Genomic DNA, 16,390 nt, shown 5'->3' on the forward strand with positions numbered 1-16,390 from the left:
TCTACATCCTCCGCTGATACGCCGCCGGTGCGATAAATTCAAACTCGGTATTGGTTCTGGTTATTGATTCGCTATGACCGATACAGAGATATCCACGGGGTACCAGAAAGTCGTGAAATTTCTTTACCAGATTCCGGCGGGTATCCTGGTCAAAGTAAATCATCACATTACGGCAGAAAATCACATGAAACCGTCCCTTGAAGGGGAATTGATCATCAATAAAATTCAGGCGCTTGAAGAGTATGAGATTTTTCAGGCTGTCTTTTGCCATATATCCGCCGTCGCTGTGGGCTGTGAAATATTTGTTCACCAGATGGTTGGGAACCATCTCAAGCTTCTTCTTTTCATACCGCCCCCGGATAGCTGCGCCCAGGGCCTTGGTGCTGATATCGGTGGCAAGAATCAGGGGATGCCGGGGTTTCTCAGGCAGCCCTGGAAAGTGTTCCCTGAGTACCATCGCCAGGGTGTAAGCCTCTTCCCCGGTGGCACATCCGGCGCACCACATGCGGTACGCTGCGGGATCTCCATTGAGAAAACGCTGGTCGATATCATTGAGAATATGGGAGTTAAGAAGTTCGAAATGTCCTGTTTCCCGGAAAAAATATGTGTGATTGGTTGATATTTTATCGATGAGTTCAATCAGCATCATGCCGGTGTCATCGGTTTTGATATCCTGAAAATAGCGGGAGAAACTGTCATACCCCTTTTCCCTGAGCACCTTGTTGAGCCGGCCCTGGACCAGGCTCATCTTCTTTTCCGTAAGATGGATACCGAAGTTGCTGTATACCATTGAGGATATTTCCTGGAATTCATGTTTTTGGATGCTCACAATTCCGCCCAACTATGACCCCTCCATCCTACTCAAGATTCGCTTTGATCAACGCTGCGCTGTCGATGATCAGACAGACTTCGCCGCTGCCCATAATGCTGCAGCCGGAAACCGCCCGCACATCTCCCATGTATTCGGGCAGCGCTTTAAGAACCTGCTGATAGTTACCCATAATGCCGTCTACCCGGATGGCGATTTTCTGCTGATGAGCCTGGGTGATGATCATGATTCCGTTATCCAACTCTGCAGGTTCTGACTCCGGATCCCCATCTCCCAGTTCATAAAAAGAGACCAGATCAACAACCGGAAACAGTTCGTTCCTGATCTTCAGCACGTAGCGGCCCGTTTCGGTCTGCACCAGCTCAGAGGATCGGGGATTGTGAAACTCAATAATGTCGGTGAGTGGAAGAGAAAACAGAGAGTCCTGAACGGTGAACACAATGCCGTCGATAATGGCCAGAGTGAGGGGGATTTTTAAAATGAACTCTGTCCCTTCTCCTTCCACCGAGCTGATACTCACCTTCCCTCTGAGTTTCTCGATATTTTTTTTCACCACATCCATTCCCACGCCTCTGCCGGAAATTTCCGACAGCTGAGCGGCAGTGGAGAACCCGGGCTCGAATATGAGATTGAACACCTCTTCATCGCCGAGATCATCGCCCTGATCGGCAATAATCCCCTTCTCCAGGCCTTTGTCCAGGATTTTCCGGCGATTCAATCCCTTACCGTCATCGATAATTGAGATCCAGATCTCATTGCCTTCATAGCGGGCCGATAGAGTAAGGTTTCCTGCTCCATTCTTTCCACTGCTGCGGCGATCGGCGGCGGTTTCAATGCCATGGTCAATTGCATTGCGGATAATATGAACCAGGGGATCGGATATTTCATCGATCACATTTCTGTCCATCTCCGTATCTTCACCGCTGATATGCAGATGGATATCTTTGGAAAATTTCCGGCTGAGGTCCCTCACCAGTCTGCGCATTTTATTGAAAAGCCCATCCAGGGGAATCATCCTGATGGACATGGTTAATTCCTGTATTTCCCGGGTGATTTTATTCAGGGATCCCGCAGCCCGGTTGAAATTTTCCAGGTTAAGCCCTTCCAGATCTTCGTTATGCAGAACCATGGACTCGGCGGTGATCAGTTCACCCACCAGGTTGAACAATCTGTCAAGTCTGCCGGTGTCCACCCGGATATCCTGCCGGGCATGTTTCTTTCCCTTTGCAAGCTGCTTTTCAGCGGGAACCTGTTTTCCCTGACGCTCCAGGGCTGCGGCTATGTCCGACTCTTTCACAAGCCCCTTCTGAACAAGTATCTCCCCAACTTTCATATCCTGCTGCTGAAGGGCTTCATCCACCTGCTCCTGCTCCACCAGCTTCATATCGATCAGGATTTGACCCAGTTCGATATTCTCCTGCTGAAATCGGCTATCTCCGGGGGAGGCCCCGGTTGCTGCAGACGTCGGCTCCCGTTCTCCGGGGCTTCCGTCAGAGCGCTCAGCTGATGTTCCAGGGCCGGCCGAACCGTAGGCAGTCGGGATTTCAGCAGCAGCAGCAGTTGATTCCCGGGGAAGAACCAGACCGCTGCGGATGGCATCCACGGTTTTCAGAACAATAGAGATGTCGTCCTGCTCCAGAGTCTTCCCGGAACCCCGGAAGGTGTCCAGGAAGCTTTCCAGATCCATGCAGAGGGTTTCCGCATCGGCATACTGGAAGAATCCGGCATTGCCCTTCACCGTATGGATGGCCCGGAACGCCTCATCGATGGATTCCGAGGCATCCTCTCCAGGCTCCAGATTCAGCAGACCGTTTTCCACCCGATCAAGAAGATCGCTGCTCTCGGAGATAAACCCTCCAAGCATCTGTTCGTCAAAAAGCTCCCCATATCCTTCGGGAATGACCGGCGGCGACGGTGTGAAAATATGAAACGGAGCATCCGCCGGTGCAGTACCGCTCGTTTTCCCTCCGGATGTACTTCCGGCCGTATGACCGGCATCTTCCGGATCACCCGGGGCCCGGGCCCTCCGGGACTCAAGCCTTGCGATAATACCGTCCACAGGCAATGTGCTGCCGGGTATGGTTTTCGCAGGCTTTCCGTTTTGTGCATCATACCATTCCTGGATTTCATCCAACTGAGCAGCAAGAAGATCGGTTCCCTCAAGGAGAAGATCCGCCAGATCCGCATCCATGGATATCTGGCCCAGGCGTAAATCCTCCAGAAGATATTCCATGCTGTGGGAAAGGCTCTGAATCCGCGGAAGATCCAGAAAGGAGGAAACCCCTTTGATGGTGTGCATTGCCCGGAAGATCTCCTCAACAATGGCACGGTCTCCGCTGTTTTCAAAGCTGAGAATTCGCTCTTCTATATCATCCAGATGATTTCTGCCCTCAGCCAGAAAAGACGCGAGTACGTCCATATCAACAGACGATTCTCCGGCGTCTTCGCCGTCTTTGGTTTCTTCGGTTTCTTCGGAAATTCCGGGCTCATCATCGGAAGCCCGGGAAGGAGGGGACGCCCCTTCTTCGGGGGATGTGGCGGGTTCACGGTACGCAGCGCTTTCAGATCCCTCCAGCTGGCGGATGATCCGGTCTTTCAGTTCACGGGGATCATTCGCTCTGCCGGTGGCAAGGAGAATGATCTGATCCCTGAGCATACTTATCTCATTGCTCCCGGGACTGTCCGGGTCGAGACTGTTCACGACATCTACAATCTCCGCTCCCGCAAGAAGATCACCGGGTTCAAAATCTTTTATGTGTGCAAGCAGCTCGTTCGGACTCATGTTTTCCAACTCTCTCCAGCTTCAACAATATATTTCCGCAGTATTCCGCTCACCGTCACTGCCGGTTATTCCGGCCCGGGCGCGGTGAACCTCCGACAATCAGGATGACGTGAACATATTAATAATCTTCAGCAGCGATTGCTCTTCAAAGGGTTTCACCATCCAACCATTCACCCCCAGTTCTTTCCCGGCCTGTTTTTTGTCAGCTCCCGCCTCGGTGGTGAGAAAAATGACAGGTTTGGAGGAGAAACGGTCGTCTTTCTTGATCTCCCGGACGAAGGAAAACCCGTCCATATTGGGCATATTCACATCCACAATAAAAAGGTCTGCATCGGGATCTTCATTGAGCTTGTTCAGGGCATCCTGTCCGTCCTGGGCATCTCTCACCAGAAACCCGTTCTTCTCAAGAGATTTTTTCACCAGCATCCTGATGGTGGCCGAATCATCAACACATACAACTGTCATAGTAGCTACTCCTGTTTTTTATGAATTCCTGTCAGAACAGCGTTACATCGCCGCTGAGCTCAGGATCTTTACCGCTTGCTTCATCTTCCTTGAATTCAAGCCCCAGCACCGAGTATTCTTCTTTCACAGTGAGAAGGGATGCAATCATCGAGTGAAAGTTCCGAACCCTCTCCTCATGCTGCAGATCACCCTCGTCAGCCTCATTTTTCCGGATCTTGGATGTACTCAGTTCAAGCTCATCCCTGAATAACTCCACGATGGACACAATATGGCTGAGAATCTGGGAACCCGCATCCTGATATTGCAGATCCCGGATAATGGAATCCAGGGACGAGGTGACCGTGTCCGATAAGCCCTGGATCAGCCCCACACCCTCCTGAACACCCTGGTTCTGACTGTTCAGAATTTGAATCATTTTGTGGAGCTCCTGCTGGTTGTTCTCCATTCGTTCGATTGAACTCTGAATTACCTCGTTCTGACGGTCCAGCCGGGCGCCGGATTCCTTCACCGAGTTGATCATCACCGTATTCAGCTTCCCTACGAATTCCTGGCTGGTTCCCGCAAGCTTCTGAATTTCCGAGGCGATCACCGCAAAGCCCCTTCCCGCTTCTCCGGCCCGGGCGGCTTCTATGGCGGTGTTAATGGCCAGAATATTGGTCTGCTCGGCAATCTCATTCATTTCACTGGCGAAGCCGTTTACAGTCTTCCGGGTTTCTTGCATATCCCGGACAATTTCCTGGAGGTTCTTCTGTATGAGATGGAATTCGCTGCTCAGCTGATCGTTCAGGGCCAGTTCCTCGGTTAATCCCTGAATATTTTTTTCAAGGCTTTGGTCGCCGCTGTTGATGTTCATAAGAAGTTCGCTGATATTTCTGCTCACATCGTGGCTTTGATCGGCTATGGTAAATACCTGCTCAATGGCCGAGGCGGTTGAACCCTCCGAAGAATTATCCATGAGTCCTGCAAGACTTCTGGTTGAACCCGAAGTAATCTCCAGCAGACGGGAGAGAACGGTGAATTCCTCCAGGGCCTTCCGCCATGCCTCCCCGGACTGCTCCCCCGGAGAATCTTCCGGGCCCGGGGTATCTTTTATGACAGACAGAGCGGCAGATGTGTCAGACAGAGCGGCAGATGACGCTGAACCGTTCACTCCGGTATTGTCAGAAGGGTCCCATCGCCGGGAATGCCCGGGACCGTACTCCGGCGGCAGCTCATGAGCATCCCCGTGAGCCTTCATATCCATATGACCTTCCGGAGAACTGTGTGCCCTCTCTCCCGCCTGATGTCTACGGCGGTATTCTCTTAGGGCAAGAAATATCAGAATAGCGCTTGCTGCAGAAGGAATGAGCTGAAAGAAGGTTCCTCCGAAGAACAGAAGGAGCAGATTCGAGAGAAGCAAAACTGAGCCGAGTGCGATTATCACCATTCAATTATTCCTGTAAACATATGTACCAATATAATCTCTGTTTTCACGTGTATTTAAAGTATCAGGGATGGAACATGAAATTTCAAACCGAATGTCTATTCAGATTAGGTTCAAGGTCCGGCTGCTATCTGTTCAAGTTCATCTTTCAGACCGTCCAGATCTTCATCCGCATCATACAGGCCTGGCTGGGCGAGATCATTGCCTTTAATGATTCTTCCTGCAATGTGACCCAGGCTCACCGAGGCGGGGCATTCAGGGTCGAATGCGCTTAAGGGTTTTTTTGATAGAATGGATTTATAACTATCCTCATACCGGGGAACATACCCGATGTACTCCAGGCTGATCCCCACATTTTTCCGGGTAACCTGACGCAGACGGGCTCCGAGATCAATATCATCACCTGATCGCCCCATATTGATAATCACCCTGTACCCCAGTCCTTCCATGAGTTCCCGTGCATGGTTTTCCGATTCAGTGGATATGCTGCCCAGCTCCCTGAGCAAACCGTTGAAGCTCAGCTGCGATCCTTCAATTCGGGAACTGAGATACTCATGAACCCGTTGCCGCTCGGGGCTTTTCCGGGGGAATGCCCGGAGTATCAGCCGGTAGCAGGCCGCTTTCACAAAACCGTAGGCGTTGAGAATGGCGGTGGGTTCCGCACTGGTGACCACAATCCCCCGGGGAGACGACAAAAAAAAGTCCACGGTATTATAGGAAGCGCCGGCGCCCAGATCCAGAATGACATAATCGGCAACCAGTCTGCCCAAATCCCTGATAATTCCCACCTTCCGGTAATAGGGAAGATTGGCAGCGCCGGGTATCATCTGATCTCCGGGAATAAAATAGAGCCGGGAATACCGGGTGTCCACAATCAGATCTTCCAGATTGGATACACTGCCATTGATGTAGTTTCCTATTCCCGGGTTATTGTTGGGAACACCCACACAGCTGTGAAGATTGGCCCCGCCCAGGTCAAGATCAACCAGAACAACGGTGTGGCCCCTGCTGGCAATGAGATGTCCCAGGGAAGCGGAGATCAGCGTTTTACCAACTCCGCCCTTGCCGCTTGCGATGGGAATTATCCGGGTCATATCCTGCCACCGCCCTTGCTGTATTTCCGGTTATGCCGATATTGCCTCAGGAGAAGGTCGTTCAGTTCCCGGGGAGTCATGAGCCCCTCCTTCAGAAAATATCTGCCGATGGGACCTTTAGATGTACGCCGCCAGCAGAGGGCTTCCACCAGCTGTTTCCACTGGATCCGGCCGCTGTAGAGAAGAAACTGGCCTAAAGGCAGGTGCACCCCCGGAATATCTCCGGGAGGTGGTGCAGGCGGTGAACCTGCTTCTTCAAGGCGGGTATCTGTACCATTATCCAGATAATCCAGAAGGCGCTCATACGAGTTACGAAGAATGATAAAAGATTCACTGCTCCCGACGGAGGAATCGGGATGCCGATCCTTCACCCGTCTGCGATAGGCCGCTTTCAGCCTGGAGGAATTGAGAGTAGTCAAAAACGAACTGTCCACCTTCACGCTGCTGCCGAAAACCTCTCTTACGTCTCTGAGCAGCTCAAGCGTCGATATTTTCGTACTGCTCGGCATCAAGAAGTTCCTCGTTTCCTACTACTTTTTCCACATCAAGAAGAATTTTCACCTGATCCTGAACTTTTCCCAGTCCCTGAATGTAACGTTCCCGAACGCTCCCCGACTTGAAAGAAGGGGGCGGATCAATGTCCTTGGGGAGGATGTCCTGCACTTCATTCACGGTATCCACGATAAACCCGATGGATCCCTGATCCAGCCCCACAATAATAATGCAGGTCCTGTCATCATACTCTCTCTCAGGCATGTTGAACCGGATCCGTAAATCCATTACCGGAATAATTCTTCCCCGGAGGTTTATGATTCCCCGGATGAAATCCGGCAGATCGGGAACTTTGGTGATTTTCTGCAGTTCGATGATATCCGTCACGGTCATTATATTGAGACCGTAGGCTTCCTCACCCAGTTGAAACAGAAGATATTTATTCTGTTGGGTAGAATCATCGTCGTCATCCACCAGAAACATTTCATCATCATTTTCACGTTTGGTCTGTTTGATATCCGACATGACACTCTCCTCAAATTGCCGGAACCCGGGTGATTCGGAATGATTTCACCACGGCATACCGGCGGGGATCCTGTTGTATAGTATTACTCATGAAACTGCATAATGCAAAATCGCCGGGAAAGGACCTTATTCATCTCCGTCATTATCCAGCTCCTCCAGCTCCCATTCTCTCGGCTTCATTGCAGAGTTCAGCAGGGATTGGAGATAGGTGATGTGTCCCGGGGGATTTTTCGCATCCTGCAGCTCCTGCTTGATTTTCCGGTGGGCGTCAAACAGGTAGCGGCGGATATCTGCAATGGTTCCCTGGTTAAGTGTCCCCGATTCTCTAAGCTTCGTAATCTGCTCCTCCACTGATTCGGTCTGTTGGATTACTTCTGCAATATCCTCATCGATTTTCCCGCTCAGCCCGGTGATTTCCCGGGTTTTTTCCACCTCCGAGGAAATTGCCCTTTCCATTTCCTCCAGAGATGAATCCACCAGCCTGGAACGTTCCAGGATCAGGGAAAAATCCTCCTCCATATCAGCTGCGGAAGAACTCACGCCGGTAAGGGTTGCCACCCCTTCTTCCAGGGTTCGGCGCACCTGGAGAATGGTTTGAACAATTTCCGAAAGAGTGGTTTGGGCCTTCGTGTTGTTTTCTATATTTTTCTGAATGGTTTGCATGTTTTCATTCACCGTCTCACGAATTCTCACGGTATTCTGCCGGGCCTCCTGGGCCAGCTGACGGATCTCCCCTGCCAGAACCGCAAACCCTGCCCCGGCCTCGCCGGCTCCGGCAGCCTCAATTGCAGAGTTGATTGCCAGAAGATGGGTCCGGTCTGCAATGTCATCAATGATGGATATCATATCAAACATTTTACCTGAGCTTTCTTCAAAGCGCTGATTTGATTCCTGCACTTCCCTGAACACAAGCTCGCCTTCCGCACCTTTTTCTTCAAGCAGAGCCAGCTCACGCCGTTTCCCTTCGAAATCCCCGGTAACGGAACTGATCTCGGAGTTCAGCCTGCTGATGATATCAGCTGAGTTGCGGATATTACCGTTCTGCTCAACAATCGTTTCATTCAGTGCATCCCTCTTTTTCTCCAGCTGCTCCTGAATTTCTCCGCTCTCCACGGTGTAGAGATTCAGCATGCTCAGCAGATCTATCATCCCTTCCAGCTTGCTGTAGGTATTCTTAGTAACCCGGAAAACATCTGCCGTTTCGTCTTCGATGGCTCGCCCGAGAAGAGCATGGCTTTTCAGTTTTGCATGAATATGAATAATATCCCGGTTTGCAAGACTGGCCAAAATGGCCGTTTTCCGGTACTTCACCATGTGGCGTCGGAAAAAATGGTAATGAAGGAAAAAAATAAGGGAATACAGCAGCATGCCTGCCCCACTGCCGACATAGAGCAGAGGTTCAGTCATCAGCTCTGAAGAGGTAACGTATGTTGCTGCCAAGGCTGCGCAGGAAAAAAGCGTAAAAAATACACTGTATCTCCCGGGGTAATCGGCAAAATATACCAGAGGAATCACCAGCATATTCAGAAGCAGTAGGGAAATGAGTCCTTCAATGCCGCCGGCCCCTGCCTGGACGAAAAACCAGGATATAAGCAGTCCTGCGGTTCCCAGTACGAAACTGATTCTGTGACGGCGGCGAACCGATACAGATTGGCGGCGAATAATACCGACAGTCAGGAGATCCCCGATGATCAATGGGAGCAAAATTCCCGCCGGTACAACTGCTGCCCGGAAAAGAAGCAGCACCCCGGAGGCCGCCTGAACAACGATTATCAGCCCCCAGTAAAGGGTTGAGAATATATTGCGTATTTTGAGATATTTTCCCTTTGGAACTTCCCGCATACTTTAATTCTATGCATTCCCAGGGACAGTGCAACAGCTCACACCCGGGTTTCGTAGCTGTTGATGGGAAATTCGATGCTGACCCCGAAGCCTTCAGAGCTCTCATACGCAATGGTTCCTCCAAGCTGGCCCTCCCCGATGCTCTGCACCAGGGCCAGCCCCAGCCCGGCGTTACCTAGGAGTGAAAATCCCGATTCTACACCGGCGCCATTATCCTTCACCCGGATCAGAACCGTTCTTTCATCCAGATGCTGCAGCTTCACCTGTACTATTCCTTGCCCGGCAGCCGCAGCAGCTTTTCCCTCGGGAAGAGGGAAGGCGTACTTGCAGGCATTGGTGAGAAGCTCATTGATGATCAGTCCCAGAGGGATCAGCTCGTCGAACAGGAAACGGACGTCTTCAAGCTCCAGCTCCAGAGTGATCCGCGCTGCCTGTTCGCTGTAGCTTCTGAGTACGGTCTTGCAGAGCTCGGGGATGTATTCCCGTGCCGACACATGGGATAAATCGCCGCTGGAATAGAGCATCTGCTGAACCAGGGCTATGCTCTGAATCCGGGTCTCGGTCTCCTTCACCATGGATTTCAGATCGTCATTGTCAGGATAGGTCTCCGCCTGAAGGGTAATGAGGGAACGGATCTGCTGCAGGGTGTTTTTCGTGCGATGATACAGCTCCCGGATGAGAACATTCTTCTCTTCAAGAGAACGGCTGAGGGCCTCTTCTGTCTGTTTCCGCTGGGTAATGATAAACTCCAGCCCGTCCCAGCGGATGCGTCCGTCGGTAAGCCGGGTGGGAGTACTTACCAGAGCCGACCATCGGTAGCTTCCGTCGGGGTTTCGTATCCGGATCTCGCAGGTCATCACCTTCATGTCCCGGGCTGCAGCTTTTTCGGCCTGAAGAAGTCCCGGCAGATCATCCGGATGGATATTTTCATACATCAACTCGGGTCTTTCCCGCAATTCTTTCAGACCGAAATTATATAGCTCATGAACTGAATCCGAAACAAATGTAACCTGCATATGGCCGCTCTCATCTGATATCAGCTGAAACACCATCCCCCCTGTGAGGCTTTTGCTGATGGATTTTAACTGGGAAAGGGCTGCCTCCAGAGAGTCCTTGGTAATCTGGAGTCTTCGCCTGTTGAAAAACAAGCCCATGGCGGAAACAAGGAGGATGATGAACACCCCTGAGGCACCCAGAACCTCATAGCGGTAATCCCTGAGGATATTATCTTCCCGGTACATTATGAGGGCATCAGATGGAATCCTGTGCCGGGGTATGGACCAGCGCCTGAGCTGACGCTGGTCAAGAACTATTCCTGAAAGGTATCCATTTCTGATATGTGCATCGGGCGGAGGCTGATCGGCGTGGTCACTGCCCATATCAAGCACCGCATCCAGGAGTTTTGCAGCGGTCAAATCGGCACTCACCATCTGTCCACCCACGATTCCCCTGCCGAACACTCCGTCGTAATAGGAAAAAACCGGAAACGGGGAAAATTCGGAGATCCTGTTGATCAAATGAAAATTAATGTAACGGTTGCCGTATGAATCGCTGATCATGCTGTTATAGAAGAGAACCGTCCCCCTGGGCTGACGGGTAATTCTGCCGTACATTTCATTCTCGCTGAGACCCACCCAGTTTTCCGAAGCAATCTGAGGATACCTGTTGCGGAATATCATCATAATATCATCTGCTATTCGCCGGGAACTATCTTCGGCGCCGCTGATTACCACAATCTTTCCGGTTTCGGGGAGAAGCTGAAAAATAACATCGAAGGTTTCCCGGATCGCCTGGGGCCGGGCTGCGGGAAACACCTTCGCATTGGGCATGTTTTCAAGCCTGGGAATCAGCTGCCGGTCAGGTCCCAGGAAGAGTATTGATGGACTGCCGGGTTGCTCGCCGGGTATTTCCGCCGGGCTGGCTCCGGAAAATATCCCCGCATGGTCATTGACAAATTCCGACATGCTGCTGAAAACCGGTATAATCACATCCGGAGGACTCTTTTCAAACTGCCAGCGGATATATGAAAGAATGGGTTCAGGATCCTCGTCACCCAAAGGCAGATCAAGGTGCATCTGTATTACCCTGATCCGGTAATCCGCCACATCCAGGGAAGCGCTGAGGAACTCATGGGTAAAGCGTTCCGTCCAGGCTGCCGAGGCAGTGCTGTTCAGGAGAATATACACCTGAATCACCGGAAGATCTTCATCCGTTTGAGCATATACCGCCGGAGCCGCACCGGAACCTGTGACCAGAATGAGAAACACAGATACAAGGATGCGTAACTGCCGTCGGCGCACCGGGCCGTGGATCATTGCATACTCCAATAGTCAGTTCTCAGCGTTAAGGCCTGATCTCAGCTATTAGTATAGTCCACAACCCGGCATCCGGCGGTTTTTTTCTTTTCTTTCAGCTTACGGTGGGCTGGGAATCCCGAAGCAATATGTGATCAGGAGTGCTTCTTTCAGAACCTCCATTCTCCTGTCCTCCGGTGATTCCCCGGACAAATTCCCGATTAACCCTTCCCACGATAATATCTCCGATCTCCTCTTTCACCTCAGTAAACAGTCCCATGGCCATCATTTTTTCCGTCTGTATGCGGTTCATATCGTTGGGTGTCACATAGTGAAGCGTATGGCTTTCATACCGGGTAATAAGGTAAAGCTGAACCAGCGTCATCAGCCGCTTTTTCCTGAGAGAAGGCTCGTGGCTGTTCTGATCCCTGACAACCAGAATATTCCTTCCCCTGCGGTCCTGCATGGTTGTGAATACCACATCCGCAATAAGCTGCAAGTTTTGATCCTCCACCCTCAGCTGCAGGATCTCGCTTCCCGAGCGGATGGGTCTGAGCCTGCACCTCAACCGGGCATCCTTGCGATGTATTGCCGCCCACTCTGCCAGCCAGCTGTCAAGTACACTGAGGGGGAGCTCCGTATGCTTCAGATGCTGAAACTGGGTGGAGCCTTTACCCATGGCTTTGGTGGTTGCAGTTCTGCCGCTGGAAGCAGCAAGGGCAGCATCCAGTCTGGGCCCGCCCACCAGGGTCTGGGGGGTGGTATAGGGCGAGTTGAGAAGGCGGAACTTCCGCTGAAGTCTGGCCAGTCCCAGCATTCCATCCTCCACCAGGGCGGTGGAAAAATCCTCTGCTGCAAGACCGTCTATCTGATGACCTCCGTAGGTGATGAAATTAAACACAAAACCCAGCTTGCCGATTTCCAGGGGGAAATCCCGCATTTCGTCGTCACTCATGCCGGTGGTATCCCAGTTAAATGAAGGAGAAAGATTATACGCCAGCATTTTCCCGGGGTATCGTTCATGAACTGCCCGGGCAAATTTCCGGGCATCTGCAAGGTCGGCGGTTTTCGTTTCCATCCAGAGGATATCTGCGAAGGGAGCCACAGCCAGGGACTTGCGGATGGCATATTCGATACCGCCTCTCACCTGATAGTAGCCTTCGGTGGTCCGGGATTTTTCCCAGTCCCAGGGACAGTCAACACCCATTTCCCGAGCTTTGGCCCGGGCCTGCGGGAAAGAAACAGACCCCGCATACCTCATCCAGTCCTCTTCGCTCATACTTCCATCATCCATCTCCGCATTCCGTGAACGGATGCGGTCCCGCACTGCCTCCGGATAGGTTTTCAGTACCGCATCTTTTTCCCAGCTTTCCACAAACATATCCAGAATGCCGTCGAAAACGTCGTCACTGTTTGTGATGATCTCTTCCTCTTCCTGAGAGGACCGCTGTGCCCCGCTGGAGGAGATGGTTGAGGCCGCAATGGCTTCCTCGGCCCGTGAAAGTACACCGGACCCGTCCAGCCAGGCCCGGGCCTGAGCTTCTTCTTCATCGCTGAGCATATACAGCCGGTGTCCCAGTACATCCCGGAGCCCCAGACAGTGCAGCTCCCTCATGAGTGCCACATAGCAGTTCGAATACGGGGGAATTTCCATGTTTAACGCCCCCAGAATAAACGGATGGTCCCGGCCGTCCTTGTTGTTATCCAGCAGGGTGGCAGCTTCCGCATCGCTTCGGGCCACGATAATTCCCGGCACCCCCATTATATCCAGCTGAAACCTGGCAGCATTCAGTCTCTTAATCTGTTCATCCACTGATACCAGCACTTTTCCGCCCTGGTGACCGCATTTTTTGGTTCCGGGACGCTGGTCTTCAATATGATATCCGGGCACTCCAGCCTCAACAAAGCGGCGGATCAGATTTCTCACATGAGCGTCCCCTCCGTGTCCGGTATCCGCATCCGCGATTATAAAGGGGCTGAAATCAACATGCCGGGCCTCCGCCGCAGCATGGCCTGGTTCCACACCCCTTTTTTGCATGTTCACCGAGAGGGCATAGCGCTGGTTTTTATCGGCACTGAGGAGCGCCCGCACAACGGCCGCCGCCTCCCGGGGTACCCGGCTTAAGGGATATGCGGCAAGGTCGGCTCCAGGGTCCTCGCTCTCCGATCCCTTGGCGGAGGTCGCCCAGCCGCCGAGATATATGGCTTCAATTCCTTTCCGCTTCATGGCAACCGCCTGCCCGGGGGAGTACGGTCCGAAGGTGGTTATTGACTCACCCTTGCGGAATTTGTCACGGAGCAAAGTAAAAAAACCTGTGGCGGCATTCCGGGCAACAGGATAGTCGGTTGCTATACTGCCCCTCTGCTGCCACACCTGGAAAGGAGAATAGAGCCTGGTAATTTCCTGAAACCGGGGAACCTCCATAAAATCCCGAATCTCCTGAATTTCCGCCTCAGGGGTTTCCAGGTTGCCGCTCCGTCCCTCACCCGGGGCTCCGGAAACCATATTGGAAGGATGGGCAGTGCTCCTGTGTTGAGGAATGGTTTTTTCATTGCCGGGTTCTTGCTCCCGCTCTGTTGTTTGTGCTTCTGCCCGTTTTTCTGTTTCTTTTTCTGTGCGTTTTTCTGTTTCTTTTTCGGGGTGTTTGCTTTGAATATTCATTCGTATCTCCTCACGAAATTTCTGCTTCTTCCGCCATGTCCCCGGTTTCCAGTTCCGGATTGGCGGTATAGCGCCGGTTGTTCTCCAATTCTTTCAGGTAGAGATCCAGCCGTTTCTCAGCCGCTTCAGGTTCGGTTACATGCAGGCAGAGATTCAACAGATCTATATACCAGGGAATTTTCCGTTCCGATTCCAGGTAGCGGCGGATGATCCTGCGCACCACCGGCAATGTTGTGTGCTTGGATTTCTCATGTACATTTCTGGGATCGGCCTTCTGCAGGCGCTCAAACTCGGTCTGGATAATCCGGTTCACCAACCGGGCGTCAATGAGATCCCCGCTTTTGACTCCCCCCTGCTCATCGTCATGGGTGAAGCGGGCGTTTTTATGAATCCACTCCCACAGGATGCTCATTCGGATTTCTCCGGTTGCCGCATCTTCCATGAGATAGAGCACCGACTGGTCCTGGAAATCCTCTCCGGGTTTTAACGCCGCAGCCTGAAACCCCTGGGCGAAGGCATTTCCATACTGCATGGCCACACTCACAAGGTTCCGCACTCCTCTGAGGGTTCGGGGTGCCTCCTCAAGCCGGAGTAATTCTTCCGCCGAAGCATCATCATAGCTGAGGGGCGGAAACTGTCTGCCCAGCTGATTATCTTCTCCGGCCTCCTGCCATACCGGCCTGATTACATGAACCATCTTCCAGTGGGCCACCCATTTTCCGCTTGCACCTGCCTGCTGCTCCCGCCGGGCCCCTGCAAGGGCTTTTTCCATTCCCCTTGTTACGGCCTGGGGGTTTCCCACCGGAATATTGGGCTCCATGCCTCCCTGCCAAAGGGCGAAGTTTCCGTTTCTGTCTGATGTGTTCACAGCCCGGCGCACCCTGTCCTCATACGCCGCCATGTAGGGATAGGTCATGGTTACCGACTCAATGTCGGGATTAAGAAAGTCGCGGTTACCTGCCAAAGCATCGGATACTGAATTGATGTAATCCCAGCGTCCGGTGTTGAATCCCACAAAATGGCTGCCCAGGACTGCACGGATCTCCATGAGCTGAAATGCAGCTTCCAGCTGCTCCACCAGCACATACACCTTCACCGTTCCCCGGGGCAGTTCCAGCTCATCCTCCAGGGCATCCAGAATATCATTCCAGAGCAGGGCTTCCTCTGCGGTCTGTATTTTCGGAAGATAGAGAACCAAACTGCGGTTTTCCCTGAGAAGGGTCCGGTGGTTGTTTACCAGATACAGCACCGCATCGCAGATACCGGCGGAAAGTTCCCCTTCCTGGGTGCCCACATGTCTGTCCGCAAGGTGGAGTCCCCGGACCCGGAATATTCTTGTGGTGAAATTCATCGCTGTGTGCCAGTTCTGAATAATATCCCTGCCGAAGAAGTCCCGGGACCATCGGTTCATCTCCAAAGATACCTGTTCGGCGGTTTCAAGAAACCGGGGATCCCGTTGAATTGCCAGCTTCAGGTTCCGCTGATTATCAAGAGACATAAATCCCCGCTGCCCCAGGGCATCTTCTCCGTCAAACATCCAGCCGTCGGCGCCGGACAGCAGGGCGTAGGCAACATTCCGCAGGCCCTGGAGTTCATCTTCCCGGGGCCGGGCGGCAGGTCCGGTTCCCTGTATCCACTGGCGGCGCAGATCATGGGGTATCTCCGATCCCGCGAAATTTCCTTCCCGGGCATCTCCCACCCGGAGGCCGCTGCTGCCGATCTGTTCCTCCGGGTCCCTGAACGCCGGGGAGGATTCAGCGCCTCCCAGCCGGTGGCGCTTGAGCCTTCTTTCCATTCGCAGGTTCATCAATTCCCGGCGCCGCGGTTCGAACCCCGACAATGCGGCGAGCACCTTTCTGGTCTGTGCCGTAAAAATATCCGGATACCCTTCCAGGGCGGCCCGACGGAACACCGGGGTCGCACCCCGTACCATGGACGTAAACATATGACCTCCTCGTTCACCTGCACTCCCGGGTTTCGCC

General features: G+C 52.6%; 11 protein-coding genes. All 11 read right to left on the bottom strand.

The features are described from left to right. Nucleotide 1 precedes the first annotated feature (1 nt). The gene (locus L21SP2_RS11960) at nt 2-829 is read right to left on the bottom strand and encodes a CheR family methyltransferase (protein ID WP_244437927.1); all 828 of its coding nucleotides are present in this window, start codon (nt 827-829) and stop codon (nt 2-4) included. Between the two features lie 28 nt (nt 830-857). Continuing rightward, complete coding sequence (locus tag L21SP2_RS11965) at nt 858-3,611, bottom strand: chemotaxis protein CheA (RefSeq protein ID WP_024268789.1); 2,754 nt, start codon at nt 3,609-3,611, stop codon at nt 858-860. A gap of 99 nt (nt 3,612-3,710) precedes the next feature. Then, complete coding sequence (locus L21SP2_RS11970) at nt 3,711-4,076, bottom strand: response regulator (RefSeq protein ID WP_024268791.1); 366 nt, start codon at nt 4,074-4,076, stop codon at nt 3,711-3,713. Between the two features lie 31 nt (nt 4,077-4,107). Beyond that, nucleotides 4,108-5,502 (bottom strand): methyl-accepting chemotaxis protein, encoded by a 1,395-nt coding sequence (locus L21SP2_RS11975; RefSeq protein WP_024268792.1) that lies wholly within the window; start codon nt 5,500-5,502, stop codon nt 4,108-4,110. 110 nt (nt 5,503-5,612) lie between these two features. After that, entirely contained in the window at nt 5,613-6,593 is a 981-nt protein-coding gene (locus L21SP2_RS11980; protein WP_024268793.1) for a nucleotide-binding protein, read from the bottom strand. Next, nucleotides 6,590-7,102 carry a J domain-containing protein gene (locus tag L21SP2_RS11985; protein WP_041401539.1) on the bottom strand — a complete coding sequence of 171 codons (513 nt, stop codon included), beginning with the start codon at nt 7,100-7,102 and terminating at the stop codon, nt 6,590-6,592. The genes L21SP2_RS11980 and L21SP2_RS11985 overlap by 4 nt, the downstream gene beginning before the upstream one ends. Beyond that, the gene (locus L21SP2_RS11990) at nt 7,071-7,610 is read right to left on the bottom strand and encodes a chemotaxis protein CheW (protein ID WP_024268795.1); all 540 of its coding nucleotides are present in this window, start codon (nt 7,608-7,610) and stop codon (nt 7,071-7,073) included. Before L21SP2_RS11990 ends, L21SP2_RS11985 begins: the two co-directional genes overlap by 32 nt. 126 nt (nt 7,611-7,736) lie before the next feature. Beyond that, nucleotides 7,737-9,452 (bottom strand): methyl-accepting chemotaxis protein, encoded by a 1,716-nt coding sequence (locus L21SP2_RS11995; RefSeq protein ID WP_024268796.1) that lies wholly within the window; start codon nt 9,450-9,452, stop codon nt 7,737-7,739. A gap of 38 nt (nt 9,453-9,490) precedes the next feature. Then, nucleotides 9,491-11,767 carry a histidine kinase dimerization/phosphoacceptor domain -containing protein gene (locus L21SP2_RS17410; protein WP_024268797.1) on the bottom strand — a complete coding sequence of 759 codons (2,277 nt, stop codon included), beginning with the start codon at nt 11,765-11,767 and terminating at the stop codon, nt 9,491-9,493. Between the two features lie 94 nt (nt 11,768-11,861). Further along, nucleotides 11,862-14,408, bottom strand: a complete 2,547-nt coding sequence (locus L21SP2_RS19065) for an isocitrate lyase/phosphoenolpyruvate mutase family protein (protein ID WP_024268798.1) — start codon at nt 14,406-14,408, stop codon at nt 11,862-11,864. A gap of 10 nt (nt 14,409-14,418) precedes the next feature. After that, nucleotides 14,419-16,353, bottom strand: coding sequence for a malate synthase (locus tag L21SP2_RS12010; protein ID WP_024268799.1), 1,935 nt, complete (start codon nt 16,351-16,353; stop codon nt 14,419-14,421). Between the last annotated feature and the right edge of the window lie 37 nt (nt 16,354-16,390).

Origin of the sequence: Salinispira pacifica, assembly GCF_000507245.1 — a bacterium.
GTDB classification, from domain to species: domain Bacteria; phylum Spirochaetota; class Spirochaetia; order DSM-27196; family Salinispiraceae; genus Salinispira; species Salinispira pacifica.

What these genes read in the sequence shown, in the direction of transcription:
- L21SP2_RS11970 (WP_024268791.1), bottom strand. Translation starts at nt 4,076, where the DNA reads ATGACAGTTGTATGTGTTGATGATTCGGCCACCATCAGGATGCTGGTG.
- L21SP2_RS11980 (WP_024268793.1), bottom strand. Translation starts at nt 6,593, where the DNA reads ATGACCCGGATAATTCCCATCGCAAGCGGCAAGGGCGGAGTTGGTAAA.
- L21SP2_RS12010 (WP_024268799.1), bottom strand. Translation starts at nt 16,353, where the DNA reads ATGTTTACGTCCATGGTACGGGGTGCGACCCCGGTGTTCCGTCGGGCC.
- L21SP2_RS11975 (WP_024268792.1), bottom strand. Translation starts at nt 5,502, where the DNA reads ATGGTGATAATCGCACTCGGCTCAGTTTTGCTTCTCTCGAATCTGCTC.
- L21SP2_RS17410 (WP_024268797.1), bottom strand. Translation starts at nt 11,767, where the DNA reads ATGATCCACGGCCCGGTGCGCCGACGGCAGTTACGCATCCTTGTATCT.
- L21SP2_RS11990 (WP_024268795.1), bottom strand. Translation starts at nt 7,610, where the DNA reads ATGTCGGATATCAAACAGACCAAACGTGAAAATGATGATGAAATGTTT.
- L21SP2_RS11995 (WP_024268796.1), bottom strand. Translation starts at nt 9,452, where the DNA reads ATGCGGGAAGTTCCAAAGGGAAAATATCTCAAAATACGCAATATATTC.
- L21SP2_RS11985 (WP_041401539.1), bottom strand. Translation starts at nt 7,102, where the DNA reads ATGCCGAGCAGTACGAAAATATCGACGCTTGAGCTGCTCAGAGACGTA.
- L21SP2_RS11965 (WP_024268789.1), bottom strand. Translation starts at nt 3,611, where the DNA reads ATGAGTCCGAACGAGCTGCTTGCACACATAAAAGATTTTGAACCCGGT.
- L21SP2_RS19065 (WP_024268798.1), bottom strand. Translation starts at nt 14,408, where the DNA reads ATGAATATTCAAAGCAAACACCCCGAAAAAGAAACAGAAAAACGCACA.